At 69.9% G+C, this 18655-nt stretch carries 11 protein-coding genes; 7 read left to right on the top strand and 4 right to left on the bottom strand.

The window, feature by feature from the left end; all coding sequences use genetic code 11:
* Positions 1 to 7 precede the first annotated feature (7 nt).
* Positions 8 to 2248 carry a TonB-dependent receptor gene (locus QBJ89_RS09485; RefSeq protein ID WP_277980272.1) on the bottom strand — a complete coding sequence of 747 codons (2241 nt, stop codon included), beginning with the start codon at positions 2246 to 2248 and terminating at the stop codon, positions 8 to 10.
* A gap of 185 nt (positions 2249 to 2433) precedes the next feature.
* Between QBJ89_RS09485 and QBJ89_RS09480 the strand changes: the two genes are divergently transcribed.
* The 3 genes from QBJ89_RS09480 to QBJ89_RS09470 all read left to right on the top strand — a co-directional run bounded on the left by QBJ89_RS09480 (position 2434) and on the right by QBJ89_RS09470 (position 6552).
* Positions 2434 to 4605, top strand: a complete 2172-nt coding sequence (locus tag QBJ89_RS09480; protein ID WP_277980271.1) for a prolyl oligopeptidase family serine peptidase — start codon at positions 2434 to 2436, stop codon at positions 4603 to 4605.
* The gene (locus QBJ89_RS09475) at positions 4602 to 5621 is read left to right on the top strand and encodes a histone deacetylase family protein (RefSeq protein WP_277980270.1); all 1020 of its coding nucleotides are present in this window, start codon (positions 4602 to 4604) and stop codon (positions 5619 to 5621) included. Before QBJ89_RS09480 ends, QBJ89_RS09475 begins: the two co-directional genes overlap by 4 nt.
* Before the next feature lie 352 nt (positions 5622 to 5973).
* On the top strand, positions 5974 to 6552 hold the full coding sequence (locus QBJ89_RS09470; RefSeq protein ID WP_277980269.1) for a PEPxxWA-CTERM sorting domain-containing protein: 579 nt from the start codon (positions 5974 to 5976) through the stop codon (positions 6550 to 6552).
* 73 nt (positions 6553 to 6625) lie between these two features.
* Here QBJ89_RS09470 and pcaF read toward each other — a convergent pair whose 3' ends face one another.
* Positions 6626 to 7828 (bottom strand): 3-oxoadipyl-CoA thiolase, encoded by a 1203-nt coding sequence (pcaF, locus tag QBJ89_RS09465; protein WP_277980268.1) that lies wholly within the window; start codon positions 7826 to 7828, stop codon positions 6626 to 6628.
* A 43-nt stretch (positions 7829 to 7871) separates the two neighbouring features.
* Positions 7872 to 9674, bottom strand: a complete 1803-nt coding sequence (locus QBJ89_RS09460; protein WP_277980267.1) for a DUF885 domain-containing protein — start codon at positions 9672 to 9674, stop codon at positions 7872 to 7874.
* Positions 9675 to 9951: 277 nt separating this feature from the next.
* Between QBJ89_RS09460 and QBJ89_RS09455 the strand changes: the two genes are divergently transcribed.
* The 4 genes from QBJ89_RS09455 to QBJ89_RS09440 all read left to right on the top strand — a co-directional run bounded on the left by QBJ89_RS09455 (position 9952) and on the right by QBJ89_RS09440 (position 16123).
* Complete coding sequence (locus QBJ89_RS09455; RefSeq protein ID WP_277980266.1) at positions 9952 to 11250, top strand: amidohydrolase family protein; 1299 nt, start codon at positions 9952 to 9954, stop codon at positions 11248 to 11250.
* 151 nt (positions 11251 to 11401) lie between these two features.
* Positions 11402 to 11866 carry a hypothetical protein gene (locus tag QBJ89_RS09450; protein WP_277980265.1) on the top strand — a complete coding sequence of 155 codons (465 nt, stop codon included), beginning with the start codon at positions 11402 to 11404 and terminating at the stop codon, positions 11864 to 11866.
* Positions 11867 to 11970: 104 nt separating this feature from the next.
* Positions 11971 to 14274, top strand: coding sequence for a TonB-dependent receptor (locus QBJ89_RS09445; RefSeq protein ID WP_277980264.1), 2304 nt, complete (start codon positions 11971 to 11973; stop codon positions 14272 to 14274).
* A 46-nt stretch (positions 14275 to 14320) separates the two neighbouring features.
* Entirely contained in the window at positions 14321 to 16123 is a 1803-nt protein-coding gene (locus QBJ89_RS09440) for a DUF885 domain-containing protein (RefSeq protein WP_277980263.1), read from the top strand.
* 33 nt (positions 16124 to 16156) lie between these two features.
* Here QBJ89_RS09440 and QBJ89_RS09435 read toward each other — a convergent pair whose 3' ends face one another.
* On the bottom strand, positions 16157 to 18592 hold the full coding sequence (locus tag QBJ89_RS09435; RefSeq protein WP_277980262.1) for a glycoside hydrolase family 3 C-terminal domain-containing protein: 2436 nt from the start codon (positions 18590 to 18592) through the stop codon (positions 16157 to 16159).
* Positions 18593 to 18655 lie beyond the last annotated feature (63 nt).

The following is an 18655-nucleotide window of genomic DNA, read 5'->3' as shown; positions in this document are numbered from 1 at the left end:
CCGCCCCTCACCGCAGCGCGAAACGCAGGTTGGCGCCGATCGTGCGCGGCCGCGTGACGCTGCCGGCGAAGGAGAAGGGCGCGTTGAGGATGCCGTAGGTGTCGAACAGGTTCTTGGCGAACACCCCGGCCTCGATGCCGTCGCCCAGCCGGATCGCGGCGTTGAGGTCGACCAGGCTGTAGTCGCCCTTCTGCAACGTCGCGCCGAACGCAACCGGGGCGGCCGACAGATAGCGGTGCGCGATGCCGATGCGCGGCCGTAGCGGCGAGCTCCGCAGCTCCCAGTCGAGCTGGTTGGCGATGATCCAGTCCGACGCGCCGGGCAGCTGCGTGCCCGCGGCGTAGCCGCCCCCCGCCGCATTGCTGTCGGGCAGCAGCCCCGACAGGCGCGCGTCATTGTAGGTGACGTTGGCGCTGTAGGTCAGGTTGGCGGTGGGGCGGAAGACCAGCGACAGCTCGACGCCGTCGATCTTCGCCCCGCCGCCGTTGACGGTATAGGCGTCGAAGGTGACGGGCGTGAACAGCCGCGACTGGATGTCGTTCCACTTGATGTGGAAGGCGGCGATATCGAACGACATCGCGCCCGGCACCAGCTCGAACTTGGCACCGACCTCGTAATTCTGCGTGCTGTCGCTGCCGAACGTCAGCGGCGTATTCGAGGCGGCGCTGAACACGTTGACGCCGCCGATGCGGAAACCCTCGGAGTAGAGCCCGTAGAGCGTGAAGCGGTCGCTCGGCTTGTAGGCGAGCGACACCTTGGGAACGAAGCCCGATTGTTTCTGCGAGCCGGGCTGATAGTCGAACGGCGCGATCAGCGCGGCGTTGGGCAGGAACTGCAGGCGCGGGCGCGACTCATATTGGAAGACGCGCCCGCCGAGCGTCAGCGTCACCTGGTCGAAGAAGGTATAGGCCAGCTCGCCGAAAGCGGCGATCTCGCGCACGCGGTTGGTGCTGAGGGTACGGCGCAGCAGGTCGCCCGGTGCGATCACGCTGCTCGGCTGATTGGCAAAATCGCCGGGGTTGGCATCGATATAATCGGCGATGCCGTCGAGCCGCGCGCCGTCGGTCGAGTCCGACCGCAGCCTGGTGTAATTGGCGCCGATCAGCCAGGTGAACGGCCCGGTGCCGCTCGAGGCGAGCCGCATCTCACCATAATAGGTGGTGGACTTGCCGGTGGAACTGGAGAGCTGCGGCGTGCCGGTGCGCGCGTCGATGCCGAGGAAGATCGAATCGTCGAACGCCAGATCCGCCTTCTTCTGCGTATAGCTGCCGATCGCGGTGAAGTTGGCAAAGCCGAGCTCCTGGTCGAGCCGCAGGCTGTACAGCTGGATCTCGGTGTCCTGATATTCGTCGACGTTGGTGTTCCGCTCGAACGTCTTGGGATTGTCGCCGAACAGCACGTAGGTCTGGTCGTCGAGGTCATATTCCTGGTACATCGCGAGCGCCGCGAGCTTGGTCGTCGCGCCCGGCTGCCACACCACCGAGCCGCGCAGGCCGCGCACGCGCAGGTCGTTGCTGCCCTTCTCGCCGGTGCCGACATTGTCGAGATACCCCGCGTCATAGCGCTGCAACGCCACCAGCCGCACCGCCAGCTTGTCGTCGACCAGCGGCACGTTGACCATCGCCTTGGCGGCGTAGCTCGCCTCGCCCGCGCGCCGTGTGCTCGAGACGATGCCCTCCGCCCCGGCGTCGAGCCGGGTGGGATCGGCCTCGTTGACGACGTAATTGACCGCGCCGCCCAGCGACGAGGAGCCGAACAGCGTGCCCTGCGGACCGCGCAGCACCTCCACCTGCTTGACGTCGAACGCGTCCACGTCGGGGATGACGAGCGGGAAGCCCGGCTCCACCAGCGGGATCTGGTTGATGTAATAGCCCGTCGTCGCCTGGTTGGCCTCGTGATAGGTGGTCGAGGCGACGCCGCGGATCACCACCTCGGAGACGCCGGGCTGATAGTCGTTGAAGACCACGCCGGGCACGCGCGTGATATAGTCCGATAGGCTCTGCGCGTTGAGCCGCTGCAGATTCTCCTGGGTCACCGCCGAGACCGCGCCGGCGACGTCGCTGGCGGCCTCGTCGCGCTTGGTCGCGGTGACGACGATTTCGCGCTCGCTTGCCCCGTCCGCGTTGGCGTCGGCGTTGGCGTCCGCCGCGGCGGGCGCGGTCTGCGCCGCCGCGGTGGTGCTCGCAAGCGTCATCGTTGCCGCTGCCAGGATGCTCGCCCCCGCGAGTTGTGAAACGATCGTGCGCATCGCCGCCCCCATTCTTTTCAACAATGCTGTCGGAGATCGTAGTTGACGCTGTTTCTTGCGGCATGGCCGCGCGGACAGGGCCGATCGCCGTCGCGATCGGGCCATTCCTTCACGCGCGATTGCGGCACGCGCCGGCCTGGCCCTAGCGTCGGCGCCGACGCAGCGCGCGAGGATCCTTGACCGTCATGCCCTCCCCTCTGATCGATCACGCGCGCCGGCGCTTCCTCGTCGGCGCCAGTGCGGCGGCGTTGCTGGTCGCGACCGAGGGCCCGGCGCGCGCCGCCAACGCGGTGCTGCCAGCGCCTCCCGTTACGCCGCGCGTGCCATTCCTGCGCCGCCAGCTCGGGCGCACCCGCGACGATCCGTACGCCTGGCTCAAATACGTCCCGCCGCAGGGGCAGCGCGACATCGCGACGATGCCGCCCGCGATCCGCGACCATCTGCTCGCCGAGAATGCTTATGCCGGCGCAATGCTCGACCGCGTCGCGGCCACGGAGCGCCGCTTCCTCGCCGCGCTCGACGCGCGCGCGCCGCTGGGCGGCGGCGAACCCGACGTCAGGCGCGGCGGCTGGACCTATAGCGTCGACGCGAGCGCGGGCGCGCACCCGCGCTACACCCGCCGCCGCGCCGGCACCGCCACGGTCGAGCTGCTGCTCGACGAGAATGAGCGCGCGCGCGGCGAGGCCTATTACCGCACCACCGGGCAGCAGGTCAGCCCGGACGGGCGCCTCTACGCCTGGGCCGAGGACGTCGGCGGCAACGACCGGCATCGGCTGTGCGTGCGCGATCTCGCCAGCGGCGCGGTGCGCGTCGTCGTCGACACCGACGCCTATGGCTATGGCGGACTGGTGTTCTCGCCGTCGTCGCGCTGGCTGTTCTGGATCTGGCGCGATGCACGCAACCGGCCGACGCGGGTGTATCGCACGCCGGCGACCGGCGGCGAGCGCGTGTTGGTCTATGAGGAGCACGACCCCGCGATCTTCATGGCGATCGCGCGCACCGCGGCGGACGGTTTCGTCGCGATCACGCTTTCGGGCCCGGACACGAGCGAGGTGCGGCTCGTCGCCGCCGACGCCGAGGAGCGCGCCCCCGCGCTGGTCCGCCCGCGCGCGCCCGGGCGCCGCTACGCGATCGACGAGTGGGACGGCGCGTTGGTCGCCTTGATCGAGGACGAGCAGACGATCGACGGCCGCGTCGCGCGGCTCGACCGTCGCAGCTTCGCCGAGACCGGCACGCTGGTGCCGCATCGCGCCGGCACGCAGATCCTGCAGCTGATGCCGTTCCGTCGCGCGCTCGCCTGGGTCGAGCGGCGGGACACGCTGCCGCGGCTGATGCTGCTCGCGCCCGGCGGCACCGTGCGCGAGGTCGCCTTCGCCGGCGACGCTTATGCGCTGACCGTGCCGGGCGAGCAGGATTATGCCGCAGCGACCTGCCGCGCCACGATCGAGACCCCCGCCGCGCCGCCGCGCTGGGTCACGGTGGACCTCGCGAGCGCGCGCGTGACGACGGTCGCGACGCAGCGGCTCGCCGGCTACGACCCCGCGCGCTTCACCGTGCGCCGGCTCTACGCCACCGCCCCCGACGGCGAGCGCGTCCCGATCACGCTGCTGACGCGCCGTGGCGCGCGCGCGGACGGGCGCGCCCCGCTGCTGCTCTACGGCTACGGCGCTTATGGCGTGTCGAGCGAGGCGCTGTTCGACGTCGCGCCGACCGTCCTGGTCGAGCAGGGCTGGAACTATGCGATCGCGCACGTGCGCGGCGGCGCGGAAAAGGGCCGGCGCTGGTTCCTCGACGGGCGGCGCCACCACAAGCGCAACAGCTTCACCGACTTCATCGCCTGCGCGCAGCATCTCGCCGCGACCGGCCACGCCGCGCGCGGCCGGATCGTGTCCTACGGCCTGTCCGCCGGCGGGTTGCTGGTGGGCGGCGCGATGAACCTGGCACCGGCGCTCTGGGCCGGGGTGATCGCGACCGTGCCCTTCGTCGACATGCTCAACACGATGAGCGACGCCGACCACCCGTTGGTGCCGCTGTTCCGCCCCGACTGGGGCGATCCGCTGTCGAGCGCGGCCGACTATGATTACATGCTGGGCATCTCGCCCTATGAGAATGTGCGGCCGGCGCCCTACCCGCCGCTGTTCACCACCGCCGGGCTCAAGGACGATCGCGTCGGCTATTGGGAGCCCGCCAAGCTGGTCGCGGCGGTCCGCGCCGCCTCGACCGCGCGCGCGCCCGCGCTGCTGCTCACCGACCTCGCCGCCGGCCATCAGGGCAGCGCCGGGCGCGATTCGATCAATCACAAGATGGCGCGGCTCTACGCCTTCGCGCAGGGCTGCGTCGACGGGAGCTTCGCGTGACGATCGTGTTCGACCGGCGCCAGCTGGCGCACGCCCCCACGCGCGAGCTGCACAACGGCGACTGGGTCGCCTACAACGAATGCCCCGCGCGCGCGGAGTCGATCGAGGCGGCGCTCGGCGCCACGACCCCGGCGCGCGACCTCGGCATGGCGCCGCTCGCGGCGGTGCACGACCCGGATTACCTCGCCTTCCTCAGCGTCGCGCATGACGACTGGACCGCCGCAGGGCGGCAGGGCGACGCGATCGGCTACACCTGGCCGGTGGTCGGGCGGCGCGCGCTCGACCTCACGCGGATCGACGCGCGGCTCGGACGGTATAGCTACGACGCGGGCACGCCGATCGCGGCGGGCACATGGGAGGCGGCTTATTGGTCGGCGCAGACCGCGCTGACCGCGCTTGACGAGGTTGCCGCGGGGGCGACGCGGCGAGCGTTTGCGCTGTGCCGTCCGCCCGGTCACCACGCCGGGCGCGACTATCTCGGCGGCTATTGCTACCTCAACAACGCCGCGATCGTGGCGGCGGAGGCGCGGCGCCGCGGGCTCGGTCCGGTCGCGATCCTCGACGTCGACTATCACCATGGCAACGGCACGCAGGACATCTTCTACGCCGATGGCGGGATGCTGTTCGTCTCGATCCACGCCGATCCGGCGACCGACTATCCCTTCTACTGGGGCCATGCCGACGAGACCGGCACGGGCGCGGGACGCGGCGCGACGCTCAACCTGCCGCTGCCGCGCGGCACGGGCTGGGCGAGCTACGAACCCGCGCTGGAACGCGCGCTGGACGCGATCACGCGCTATGGCACGCGACTGCTCGTGCTGTCGCTGGGCGCGGATCTCTACGCCGGCGACCCGATCTCGCACTTCACCTTCGTGCGCCACGACTTCGCCGCGCTGGCCGCTCGGCTCGCGGCGACCGGGCTGACGATCGTGACGGTGATGGAGGGCGGCTATGCCACCGACGCACTGGGGGACAATGTCGCGGCGTTCGTCACCGGGCTGCACAGCAACGAGTAAGCACGACCGATCGACTTGGACCCGGGAGCGATCGTTTCCTTTAGCCTGCCGATCTTCCAACGTCGGTCGTTCGTTGCTCCCGGCGTTCGCGGCGCGCCGACTATCGCCTCGCCGAGCTTCGTGGCGACGATCATGAGTGAGCATGTCGCTCTTCTCTCGAGCAACATCCTTCGCTCGCTCCACGACGCCACCGGCGCCGCTGGCGTCGTGGAGCGGAGGCCAGCGCCCACGGCTTATCCAGGGTAACTCTAAAGGCTGAACGCCCAATATCGGCAAGTTTCGGCTTAACGTCTGGTGAACAGATCATTACTTCTGTGGGATGTGCCGACGCACGACGATCGAGGGGTTACGGATGAGAAAGCTTTTTGCGACTTCGCTGGCAGGCGCCTTGTCGCTCGTGGCCACCACAAGTAGCGCTGAGGTTTTCAATTACACCATCAACCTAAGCGGTTTAGCTCAGATCGATTCCGGTCAGCGCCTCTTCGAGACGCCAATCTCAATCTACCTGACGGGCGAGTCTTCTGATCTGAGGCCCAATCCTTATGTTCTCCCGATCCGCACTGCCGCGATAGGCCTGTCTACCGGCTTATATGAAGTTACGAACAAGGTCGAGTTTCGCACCGGAGCTGACGGCTTCTATCTCGCCTTCGATCAGACGTATGATAACGGCGTAAATGCGACAAGCCCGGCGCTGATTGGCTACAACTATATCTCGCCACTTTCTCAAACCCCGCTGACCCTTGCCTGGTCAGGCGTTGCCGGGTTTCAAAAGAACGGCAAGGTCGTTCAATTCGTCGTGCCGGAAAATCGCGGTCTCACCTTCTCTGTCGAGCGCGCCGTTCCTGAACCTTCCACTTGGATGATGATGATCCTCGGCTTCGGCGTCATTGGCTATGCGTTGCGCCGCAAGACCGTGCTTCGCTACGCCTGACCATAGATCGGCCGCAGGCGCGATCCTGCGGCCCAGGCGCGTCCATGTTCAGCGCGACCGGCTTTCGCGAGGGTCAGACCCGCTCAAGCATCAGCGCGATGCCCTGGCCGACGCCGATGCACATAAACGCCATGGCGTAGCGGCCGCCGATGCGGTGCAGCTCCTCCGCCGCGGTCAGCGCCAGCCGCGCGCCGGACATGCCGAGCGGATGGCCCAGCGCGATCGCACCACCGTTGCGGTTGACGCGTGGGTCGTCGGGCGCGATGCCGAGGTCGCGCAGCGTCGCGATCGCCTGTGCGGCGAAGGCTTCGTTGAGCTCGATCACGTCGAGCCGGTCGAGCCCCACGCCGGTGAGCCGGCACAGCTTGCGCGCCGCCTCGATCGGCCCCGCCCCCATGATCCGCGGCGCGATGCCCGAGAGCGCCAGCCCCAACACGCGCGCACGCGGCCTCAGCCCGTGACGCGCCGCCGCGGTCTCGCTCGCCACCAGCATCGCCGCGGCGCCGTCGTTGAGCCCCGAGGCGTTGCCGGCGGTCACGGTGCCATCGGCGCGGACCACCGGGGTGAGCCGCGCGAGCGCTGCGAGGCTGGTCGCGCGCGGGTGCTCGTCGACCGCGACGACGACCGGTTCGGCGCCGCGCCGCGCCATGGTGACCGGGACGATCTCGGCCGCGAGCCTCCCGCTGGCGATCGCCGCCGCGGCTTTCTCCTGGCTGGCGAGCGCGAAGGCGTCCTGCTCGGCGCGTGAGACGCCCCATCGCTCGGCGACGTGCTCGGCGGTCTGCGGCATCGTGTCGACGCCGTACGCCGCGCGCATCGCCGGGTTGACGAAGCGCCAGCCGAGCGTGGTGTCCTCGAGCTGCTGCGCCCGGTCGAACGCTCCCGCGGCCTTGCCCATGACGTACGGCGCGCGCGTCATGCTCTCGACCCCGCCCGCGACCACCAGCGCGGCGTCGCCGCAGCGGATCGCCTGCGCCGCCATGCCGAGCGCGTTGAGCCCCGAGCCGCACAGCCGGTTGACGGTCACTCCCGGCACGGTCTCGGGCAGGCCAGCGAGCAGCACCGCCATGCGCGCGACGTTGCGATTGTCCTCGCCGGCCTGGTTGGCGCAGCCGAGCAGGACATCGTCCACGCTCGCCCAGTCGACCGTCGGGTTGCGCTCGACCAGCGCACGCAGCGGCACCGCGGCGAGATCGTCCGCGCGCACGCCCGCAAGTGCGCCGTTGAGCTTGCCGATCGGGGTGCGCACCGCGTCGCAGAGGAAGGCTTCGGGCATCGGATCGTCCTGTTCCAGCGTGGCGTCGTGCGGTGCGGGTCGCTCAAGCCGCGGCGATCCACGCGCTGATCTTGGCGTCGAGCACGTCCATCGGCAACGCGCCGGTGTCGAGCACCGCGCGATGATAGTCGCGCACGTCGAAGCTGGCGCCACGCGCCGCGGCGGCGCGCTCGCGCAGCTCGCGGAACTTGAGCTCGCCGATCTTGTACGCGCAGGCCTGGCCCGGGTAGGCAATGTAACGATCGATCTCGACCGCCACGTCCTTGGCCGCCATCGAGGTGTTGGCGAGCATATAATCGATCGCGCGCTGCCGCTCCCAGCGCTGCGCGTGCAGGCCGGTATCGACCACCAGCCGCACCGCGCGCAGCATCTCCATGTCGAGATGGCCAAACCATTGCATCGGGTCGGTGAACATCCCGAGCTCGCGGCCGAGCGACTCGGCATACAGGCCCCAGCCCTCGGTATAGGCAGTCGCCTCGCCGAAGCGCAGCAGCGGCGGCAGCGCCAAATTCTCGCGCGCGAGCGTCAGCTGGAAATGGTGGCCGGGTATGCCCTCGTGCAGCGTCAGCGTCTCCAGCGTTGGGATCGGGCGTGTGCTGAGCATCGCCATGTTGAAATAGAGGATGCCGGGCGACACCCCGTCGGGCTCGCCCGGGCGGTAATAGCCGGTGCCGCGTTGCTCACCGAGCGCGGGCAGCGGGCGCACCGCGAACGGCGCTTTGGGCCGATCGTGGAAGAGCCGCGGGATCGCGGTCCAGATCTGCGCCTCGATCGCGGCGAAGCGCGCCAGCAGCTGCTCGGGCCGGTTATAATAATAGCGCTTGTCGGTCCGCACGTGCTCGAACAGCGCGTGCAGGTCGCCGCTGAAGCCGATCGTGACCCGCACCTGTTCCATCTCGCCACGGATCCGCGCGACCTCGCTGAGCCCCAGCCGGTGGATGTCGTCCGCCGAGCGCGCCGTGGTGGTATGGCGAGCGAGCTCCGCGGCGTAGAGCGCGTCGCCGCCCTTGAGCGCCCAGCGGCCCGGCGCTGCGGCGGCGCGCGGCAGATAGGTCTCGCGCAGGTAACGCTGCCAGCGCGCGTAGGCCGGATAGACCTTGCCCGCGATGGCGGCACGGTACGCGAGCGTCAGCCGCGCCCGGTCGGCCGGCGCGACGCTCGCGGGCATGCGCCCGATCGCCTTGAAGAAGGGGCTGTCGTCGACCGGGATGGCGAGCAGCGCGTCGACCTGGCGCAGGATGTTCTCGACGATGATGCGCGGCTGAACATAGCCCTGCGCCACGCCCTCACGTAGCCGCACGACATTCTGGTCGAGATGACCGGCGAAGCCATCGAGCCGTCGCAGTCCGTCCTCATAGTCGGCCAGCGTCGCGAACGGCGCACTCGGGCCGGCGACGAAGTCGGGGAACTCCACCTGCAACCCGAACGACGGGTTCAGCGGCGTGAGCTGCGCGACCTTGAACGATCCGTCGGCGATATAGGCGAGCGTCTGGCGCAGCCGATAGGCGAACACGTCATAGGCGATCCGGTCGACCGGCGGCAGCGCGGCGCGATCGATCGCGCCGAGCCGCGCCAGTTCCGCGCCCTTGTTGGCGCGCAGCGTGGTCGCATAAGCGTCGCCGAGCGGGTCGACGAAGACCGGCCCGCCCGCCGCCGCGCCCTTGCGGGCCGCCGCCAGCGGGTCGAGCCGCGCGTCGGCCGCGGCGCTGTCGTCGAGCAGCGCGCGCAGCCGTTGCGACGCGTCGCTGTCGGCGGCGCGCAGCGGCGTCGCCGCGGCCAGCATCGTCGTGCCGAGCAGCCGAAGCGCCGCGCGGCGCGAGAGATCCGATGCTGTGTCGTCGCTCATATCGCCCCCGTTCGCGCGCAGTCTGCGCAACGAACGCGACCTTGCCAAGAGACCCGCCGGCGCGGGCGGAAGGCGTTCGCCGCACCAGCGAAGGAGCCTTCAGGCCAGGATTTCCCCCATTTCCGCGTTCGCCTGATCGCGCCGCGCTCGTCCGATGGCGCGGGATGTTGCGCCTGACGCAACGACTTACTCGCGCGAACACGCTTGTGGGCGTGCGGTGATCGCCCATGCTGCGGCACGGGGCCGAGACGCCCCGGGGCAATCAGGGGGGTCTACCATGAAGCGATCGTTCGTCGCGCTGCTGCTCGCGGCCTGTGCCGCCGTCCCCGCGCTCGCGCAGGCCCCCGCGGCGCCGGCTGTACCGGTGGTGGCGCTGGTCGGCGGCACCGTGGTCGACGTCGCCAAGGGCACCAAGATCGCCGACGCCACGGTGTTGGTTCAGGGCGAGCGGATCGTGCGGGTCGGCGCCTCGGGCGCGGTAGCGGTGCCCGCGGGTGCGACGGTCGTGCCGATGCGAGGCCAGTGGCTGATCCCCGGGCTGATGAACATGCACGTCCACCTCGGGCTCAAGCTGCCCGGCGCGCAGGGCAACGCGCTGCTCAACGAGACCGACCCCGAGGAGGTGCTGCGCATGGCGGACAATGCGCGCCGCACCTTGCTCGCCGGCGTCACCACCGTGCGACTCACCGGCGAGGACCATGGCACCGACTTCGCGCTCAAGCGCGCGATCGACCGCGGCGAGGTGCCCGGCCCGCGGATCGAGACCGCGGGCGAGGTGATCGTCACCACGGGCGGTCACGGATCGCTCGAGGCGGACGGGCCCGCCGCGCTCTCGCACGCGGTACGCCAGCAGATCAAGCTGGGCGCGACCTGGATCAAGATCGCGATTTCGGGCGGCATCTCCGATACGCATGGCAGCATCTCCGCGGCGCCGATGACCGACGACGAGCTGTCGACGCTGATCGAGGTGGCGCATCGCAACGGCGTCAAGGTCACCGCGCACAACGGCTCGGCCGAGGCCGCGCGCCAGGCGTTACGGTTCGGCATCGACGGCTTCGAGCACGGCTACCACCTCGACGACGCGGTCCTCGCCGACATGAAGGCCAAGGGCGTGTGGCTGGTGCCGACGATGGTAGTGAGCCAGCCCGGTGCCTATGAGTTCTACCGCAAGATCGGCTCGCCCGACTGGTACCTCGAACGCGTCGCCTCCACCGGCAAGGATCACTGGGCGATGCTGCAGAAGGCGATCCGGCTCGGCGTCAACATTGCGCTCGGCACCGACCAATTCCCGTTCGAGCCCAACGCCGGGACCAACGCCACGGTCGCCGAGGCCGAACTGTACGTGAAGGCGGGGATGACGCCGCTCCAGGCACTTCAGTCCGCGACGATCCGCGCCGCGACGATGCTCGGCCGCGAGGCGAGTGTCGGCCAGATTGCCGCGGGTCAGTATGCCGACATCGTCGCGCTGCCCGCGGACCCGACCGCCGACATCGCCGCGCTTCGCCGCATCGCGTTCGTGATGAAGGGCGGCGCGATCGTTCGCGACGACGGCGATCCGGCCCGCGTCACGCACTGACACCGCCGGTCGTTGCGTCCAAAGCAACGATCACTACCTTGCGGAGGCATTGTAACAACAACGCAACTCACCGACACTCCGCCACGAAGCCGTTGCGACAGGGGCAAGGTAGCGCGGCGGTCAAGGGGAGATAGCGAGAATGAGACAGCGCATGATCGCGACGATGGCGGCGGCCATGATCTTGGCAACACCAGTCGTCGCGCAGCAGCCGAGCGACGCGCTATCACGGATGTTTATCTGGTGGGACCAGGCATTCAAGACGCCAGGGGCATTCACGGCCGAGAACTTCTCGCGCTATTTCACGCCGGACGCGACCTTGACGCTCGAGGGGCGAACCGTGATCCGCGGCGTGGATCAGTGGGCGACGCATTTCCAGAAGATCCAGGCCGGCGGCGGCGACGTCGAGATCGTGGTGCCGTTCAAGGCGGCGTTCCAGCAAGGTGACCGCCTCTACACCTATCACGTGATCCGCTCGCGCCGCGACGGCAAGCTGGGCTGCGTGCTCGCGGCCGGCCACGCCGAGCTGCGCGGCGGCAAGATCGCGTCGATCACCTTGGTCCGCGCGCCGGTCGACCTCGCCAAAAGGCCGCCCGATCCGGCCTGCTGGACCAAGTGAGCCGCTAAGGCCGCGCACCGCCGACACGGCGGGCGGACGTCAGGGGAACGTGGACAGACATGCCGGCGCGCGATCGCGCGCGCCGGCGATCGAAGGGGCATGGCATGAACAATCGTACGCGCGGCACCCGCCGCGGCGCACCGCAGCTTCGCCACGGCGCCGCCGTGGCGACCCTCCTCGCCGCGCTCGCGGCACCCGCGACGGCGCAGCAGGCGACGCCGCAGGACGCGACGGCGAGTGAGGCGAGCGGCGAGACGCCGGGCGGCGACATCGTCGTCACCGCGCAGCGCCGCGCCGAGTCGATCCAGGACGTGCCGATCGCGATCACCGCCATCACCGCGCAGACGCTGCGCGATCAGAACGTGCAGAGCGTCGAGGACTATTTCGCCCTCACCCCCAACGTCAGCTTCCAGTCCAACGGCTCGCGCGACCGCAAGGACCTGTCGATCCGCGGCATCTCCAACCAGCTCAACCCGTATGCCGACGTGCGCCAGGGCAGCTACGCCTTCTACATCGACGAATTCAACGTCGCCGCCGCGACCAGCAACCCGCAGATCGTCGACCTCGAGCGGATCGAGGTGCTGCGCGGCCCGCAGGGCACGTACTTCGGTCGCAACTCGGTGGGTGGCGCGATCAACATCATCACCAAGAAGCCGGTCAACAACTTCGAAGGCGAGATCGAGCTGGGTTACAGCAGCTTCGATACAAAGCGCGCGCAGGGCGTGCTGAACGTGCCGGTGATCGACGGCGTGCTCGCGCTGCGCGCCTCCGGCCAGTATGAAAAGTCGGACGGTTACATCAAGAACATCAATCCGATCGGCGGAGGCAACGACAGCAAGTTCTACACCGGCCGGATCCAGGCCCGGCTCACGCCGCTGGACGGGCTCACCTGGGACTTCGCTTATAGCTACTCCGACGAGGCCACCGGCATGCGCAACGGCGTGCCCACCGGCTTCGTCACGGCGACCTGGGCGTCGGTCTATTACAGCCGCACCGCGGGTCCGATCGGCAATCCTGACGGCGTCGGCTTCTTCCCCGACAACACCGATCGCGTGAACTTCAACCGGCCGCAGCGGGTCGGCAGCAAATATCAATATTACAGCACGCGCGCGGTATGGGACGTCGGCCTCGCCTCGATCACCGCCGTCGTCGGCCATCTCAAGTCGGACGTGTTCAACTACGGCGATGTCGACGGCGGCAGCCGCGATTACTTCTACGAGAATCTGAAGCTCACCCGCAAGTCGACCAGCGGCGAGCTCCGCCTCCAGTCCAACGGCACCAACTTTCTCGACTGGAGCCTGGGCGCCTCGGTCGGGCGCGACACCGGCGTGACCGGCCAGCAGACCTTCCACGGCGCGGACAGTCCGCTGTGCCCCGCCGCGCGCGCCAATAACTGCGAAGGCCTCGCCGTCACCGGACTGATCTCCGACAGCGCGACTAAATATATGGCGATCTTCGCGCAGGGCACCTTCAACCTCACCGAGCGCTTCTCGGCCACGGTGGGAGGCCGCTACTCGTTCGAGAAGACGCGCAACTACGCCGAGAACCGCTCCAACGACATCGTCACCGCGGTGAACAACCGCTCGGCCGCGTTCGAGGACATTTCGCCCAAGCTGACGCTGAGCTACAAGCTCCAGCGCGACCTGCTGCTGTTCGCCACGGCGTCGCGCGGGTTCAAGTCGGGCGGCACGCAGACCAGCAACAACGTCAACCTCGCCAATGATTTCCAGCCCGAGACGCTGTGGAATTACGAGCTCGGGTCCAAGTTCGACCTGTTCGACCGCCGCCTGCGCGTCGACGTCACCGGTTTCTACATGAAGTGGAACGACGTGCAGCAGACGATCCGCTTCCAATATATCGATCCGGTCACCGGCCTGTTGCGCGGCGTCAGCGGCATCGCCAACGCCGCCGCGGCGGACAGCTACGGCGTCGAGGGCAGCTTCGACCTGCGCGTCAGCGACGCGATCAAGCTGAGCGGCAACGCCGGCTACAACGAGTCCAAGTTCAAGGACTATCGCAACGCGCTGATCGACGGCGTGGTGATCGACATCACCGGTCGCCCGCTTGTGAACGCGCCCAAGTTCACGCTCGGCGCGCAGGCGCAATACAAGCGGCCGATCACCGACCGGATTGACGGCTTCGCCCGCGCCGAGTGGAGCTACCGCTCGGAGATGCTGTCGACGCCGCTCGCCTATCGCTATACCGTCTATCCGTTCGTCTCGCCCGGATACCACAACGTCAACCTGCGCGCCGGGCTCGAGAACGACCGCCTGCGCGCCACGGTGTTCGTCGAGAATCTGTTCAAGGCGCACTATTTCGCCAATGCCTACGAGAAAGCCTTTTACAGCGGCGTGCAGGTCGAGCCGTCCTATCGCGTGATCGGCGGAACGCTGGGCTACAAGTTCTGACGGCATCGGCCGCGCCGCCGGACGATCGACGATTGAGGGAGAGAGCATGATCGACCGGCGACAGTTCCTGGGCAGCTCTTCGGTCGGGCTGCTCACCGCCGCGCTGCCGGCGGAAGCGACGACGGGCGCCGACGACGCCGCGCTCGCCGCGCTGCTCCAGCGCCACAGCGAGGCCTATCTGGCGCGCTCGCCCGAGGAGGCGACCGCCAACGACTTCGACACCGGCGCGCACGCCGCGCTGCGTCGCCGGCTCGACGATCGATCGCTGACAGCACGCGCCGCCGATCGCGCCGCGGTGCGCGTCGCGCGCGCACAGCTCGCCGGGATCGATCGCGCGCGCCTGTCGCCGCGATCGGCGCTCGACCACGACGTCGCGCGCTTCGTCTACGATACGCTCGACGATCTCCTGGCGCGCTACGGCTATGTCGACGGCAACCTGCGCCCGAGCCCCTATGTCGTCAGCCAGATGAACGGCGCCTATTATTGGCTGCCCGACTTCATCGGGAGCCGGCACCCGATCGATGACGCCGCCGACGTCGACGCCTGGCGCGCGCGGCTCGCGGCGCTGCCGGCCGCGCTCGACCAGGAGACAGATCGGATCCGCCATGACGCCGCGATCGGGGTGGTGCCGCCGGGCTTCGTCATCGCCAAGACGGTGGCACAGATCGGTGCACTGCGTGACGGCGCGCCGCTCGAGTCCGCGCTGCTCGCGCCGGCGCTCGCGCGGATCCGCGCCAAGGGGCTGGGCGACCGCGACGACGCCGCGCTGGCGGTGTTCCGCACATCGATCGCCCCGGCGCTCGACCGTCAGGCCGCCGCGCTGGCGGCGCTGGCGCCACGAGCGGTCGATACCGCTGGCGTGTGGCGCCTGCCCGACGGCGAGGCCTATTACGCCGCCGCGTGCCGCGCCAACACCACCGCCGCGCTCACCCCGGCCGAGCTGCACGAGACCGGGCTCGCGCAATGCGCTGCGCTGGCGGCGGAGATCGACGCCAGCCTGCGCACGCAAGGCCTCAGTCGCGGCAGCGTGGGCGAGCGGATCGCCGCGCTCAACGCCGATGCGCGCTTCCGCGTCTCCGACGACGACGCCGGCCGCGCGCGGCTGCTCGCGATCGCCGACACCGCGCTGCGCCGGGTGATCGAGCGACTGCCGCGCGCCTTCGGCAACGTCGCGGTCGACCCAATCGTGGTCCGCCGCATCCCGGTCGCGATCGAAGGCGGCGCGCCGGGCGCCTTCTACAGCGAAGGGAGCAAGGGCGAGCCCGGCGTCTTTTCGCTCAACCTCAAGACCCCCGCCGAGCATACGACATGGCGGCTGCCGACGCTCGCGCATCACGAGGGCGTGCCGGGCCATCACTTCCAGTACAGCGTGCTGGCGCACAGCCCGGCGTTGCCGCTGTTCCGCCGCATGGTGCGCTTCTCCGCCTACACAGAGGGTTGGGCGCTCTACGCGCAGCAGGTGGCCGACGAGCTCGGCCTCTTCGAGGCCGACCCGTTCGGCCGGATCGGTTACCTCCAGTCCGAGCTGTTCCGCGCCGCGCGCATCGTCGTCGACACCGGGATCCACTACAAGCGCTGGACCAAGGAGCAGGCGGTCGCCTGGATGGTCGAGCACGCCGGCGAGCAGCCGCTCGCGACCGAGCGCGAGGTGACGCGCTACTGCGTGTATCCCGGGCAGGCGTGCAGCTTCAAGGTCGGCGCCAACCGCATCGTCGCCGCGCGCGAGCGCGCGCGCCGCGCGATGGGCGCACGCTTCGACGTGCGCGGCTTCCACGACCTGGTGCTGCAGTCGGGCCCGGTCCCGCTCGCGGTGCTGGAACAGGCGGTGGCGAGCTGGTCGGCGGCCTGAGCGTTCATCCCCGATCGCGCCGGTTCCGCGCGCTCAACGGGCGGCCACGTCGATCTGTCCGGTGAGCGCGTGATCACGTGAGCTGCCGCCGACGAACACCCCGGCGCGGCCCGGATGGAGGCGCCAGCCGCCAGACGCCTCGTCCCAGGTCGACAGGTCGCGCTCGGTGAGCGTGAAGTCGACCGTCTCGGCCGCGCCCGGCTCCAGCGTAACTCGCGCGAAGCCCTTGAGCTGCTGGGGCGGCTCGCCGCTCCCGGGCGCCAGCGCGACGTAGAGCTGCGCCACCTCGCTGCCCGCGCGCGCGCCGACGTTGCGCACCGTCGCACGCACCTGCCAGCCGCCGCCCGGTCGCGGCGCCACGCTGAGCCGATCGTAGCGGAAGCGCGTGTAGGACAGCCCGAAGCCGAAGGGATACAGCGGCTCGACGCGCTGCTGGTCGTACCAGCGATAGCCGACCAGCAGGTCCTCGTCGTAGCGCACCGTCGTGCCGACGCCGGGATAACGCTCGGGCCGGTCGGTCGGCCCGCTGGTCATGTCGGCGGGGAAGGTCACCGGCAGCTTGCCCGACGGGTTGGCGCGGCCGGTCAGCAGCGCGGCGATCGAGTCCGCCGCCTGCTCGCCGGGATACCAGGCTGCGACGATGCCCGCCACGCGGTCGCGCCACGGCATCAGCACGGGTCCGACCGTGTGCAGCACCACCACGGTGCGCGGGTTGGCCGCGGCCACGGCGGCGATCAGCGCGTCCTGGTCGCCGGGCAGGCGCAGGTCGGTACGGTCCGCACCCTCCGAGACATGATCGGCGACGAACACCAAGGCGACGTCGCTCGCGCGCGCCGCGGCGACCGCCGCGTCGATCAGGCCGGCGTCGGGCACCTGCCAGCCGAGCCGCAGCTCGGTCGGCGAGAGCGTCGGCGCATTGCTATAGTCGAGCCGGAAGCGGACCGGGACGCCGGCGCGCAGCTCGGCCACGCCGTGGGTGACGAGACGGAAGCTGTTCTTGGGCACGGTGGCGACCCGCCGCCCGTCGATGGTCAGCCGCGCGTCGCCGCCGCCGTCGAGCGAGAAGCGGTACGATCCCGTGCGCGGCGGCACGATCTGCCCCTCCCAGCGCGCCGACCAGGTCGTGGGCAGCCCGGCCACCCCCGCCTTCGCCCCCGCCTCGGCATAATCGATGCGCGGCTCGGCGCGCGTGACGAGCGCGCTGCCCTGCGGGGTGGCGCCGGCGAAGTAGCGTGCGGTGAGCCCGCGGAACGCCGCCACCGGGATGGCGGGCAGCGCACCAATGCCGAGCGTGCCGCGCGCATAGCGCACCCGCGTCCCGGCGGGCAGCGCGGCGCGGATCGAATCGAGCGGCGCGCGCGGGTGGACCGCGTCGTTCTTGACGAACCCGCCGTAGCGCTCGGTGGTCTGGACGTTGGCGCCGGCATCGTCGCCGATTACCGCGATCGAGCGCACGGTGCGCGCCAGCGGCAGCACGCCGCCCTCGTTGCGCAGCAGCACGCTGCCCTGCTCGGCGATCTCCTCCGAGAGCGCGAGATGCGCCGGCGCGCGCGCGTCCGCGGCGCTGCTGCCGCGGATCGGCCGGTCGACCAGCCCGAGCCGGAACATCGGCGTGACGATCCGGGTGACCATCGCGTCGATATCGCCGCGCGAGACCGCGCCGCGCGCCAATGCCGCGCGCAACGGCGCGCCGTAGAAGTCGGCAAAGCCGAACGGGCTGGTGCCGCCGGGCATCGAAATGTCGAGCCCCGCCTTGGCCGCGGCGACCGTGCTGCGATGCGCGAAATACCAATCGGCGACGACGAAGCCGTCAAAGCCCCAGCCGCGCAGCGTCCCCAGCAGATCGTGGTTCTCGCACGCATAATGACCGTTCACGCGATTGTAGGCGCACATGATCGAGCCCGCCCCGGCACGCGTCACCGCCGCTTCGAACGCCGGCAGATAGATCTCGTGCAATGCGCGGGCGGAGACGCGCGCGTCGATCGCCTCATAGGCCGGCGCGTCGCCGAGACGGAGCCATTCCTGATTGTTGGCGGCGAGATGCTTCGGCGTGGCGATCACCCCCCGCGCCTGGATCCCGCGCACGATCGCGGTGCCCAACGTGGCGGTGAGATAGGGATCCTCGCTCAGCGTCTCGGCGGTGCGGCCCCACAGCGGCGTGCGGATGATGTTGATCGTCGGCGCGAGCACGACGTTGCGCCCCTTCGCGGCATGTTCGGCACCGAGTGCGGCGCCGTATCGCTCCATCAGCGCCGCGTTCCACGTCGCCGCGCCCATGATCGGCGCGGGAAATTGCGTGACCTGGGTCATGCCGTTGCCGACGCCGGCGGGCCCGTCGCCCATGCAGAGCGCGGGCAGGTCGAGACGCGGAATTCCGCTGACATGACCGACGCAGGGATTCACCCCAGTGCCGTTAGCGTCGAGCGTGGTGTCGCCCTCGAGCAGCGCCAGCTTCTCCGCCTCGGTCATCGCCGCGACGATCAGCCGCGCACGCTCCGCGGCTGGCCGCGCGGGATCGGCCCAGGGGCGCGG

The sequence above is a fragment of the Sphingomonas phyllosphaerae genome (assembly GCF_029623345.1).
GTDB classification, from domain to species: domain Bacteria; phylum Pseudomonadota; class Alphaproteobacteria; order Sphingomonadales; family Sphingomonadaceae; genus Sphingomonas; species Sphingomonas phyllosphaerae_C.
The sequence above is the reverse complement of the archived record's forward strand: the minus strand, read 5'-3'. Positions and strand labels throughout refer to the sequence as shown.

What these genes read in the sequence shown, in the direction of transcription:
- QBJ89_RS09485 (WP_277980272.1), bottom strand. Translation starts at nt 2,248, where the DNA reads ATGCGCACGATCGTTTCACAACTCGCGGGGGCGAGCATCCTGGCAGCG.
- QBJ89_RS09480 (WP_277980271.1), top strand. Translation starts at nt 2,434, where the DNA reads ATGCCCTCCCCTCTGATCGATCACGCGCGCCGGCGCTTCCTCGTCGGC.
- QBJ89_RS09470 (WP_277980269.1), top strand. Translation starts at nt 5,974, where the DNA reads ATGAGAAAGCTTTTTGCGACTTCGCTGGCAGGCGCCTTGTCGCTCGTG.
- pcaF (WP_277980268.1), bottom strand. Translation starts at nt 7,828, where the DNA reads ATGCCCGAAGCCTTCCTCTGCGACGCGGTGCGCACCCCGATCGGCAAG.
- QBJ89_RS09460 (WP_277980267.1), bottom strand. Translation starts at nt 9,674, where the DNA reads ATGAGCGACGACACAGCATCGGATCTCTCGCGCCGCGCGGCGCTTCGG.
- QBJ89_RS09455 (WP_277980266.1), top strand. Translation starts at nt 9,952, where the DNA reads ATGAAGCGATCGTTCGTCGCGCTGCTGCTCGCGGCCTGTGCCGCCGTC.
- QBJ89_RS09450 (WP_277980265.1), top strand. Translation starts at nt 11,402, where the DNA reads ATGATCGCGACGATGGCGGCGGCCATGATCTTGGCAACACCAGTCGTC.
- QBJ89_RS09445 (WP_277980264.1), top strand. Translation starts at nt 11,971, where the DNA reads ATGAACAATCGTACGCGCGGCACCCGCCGCGGCGCACCGCAGCTTCGC.
- QBJ89_RS09440 (WP_277980263.1), top strand. Translation starts at nt 14,321, where the DNA reads ATGATCGACCGGCGACAGTTCCTGGGCAGCTCTTCGGTCGGGCTGCTC.
- QBJ89_RS09435 (WP_277980262.1), bottom strand. Translation starts at nt 18,592, where the DNA reads ATGACCGAGGCGGAGAAGCTGGCGCTGCTCGAGGGCGACACCACGCTC.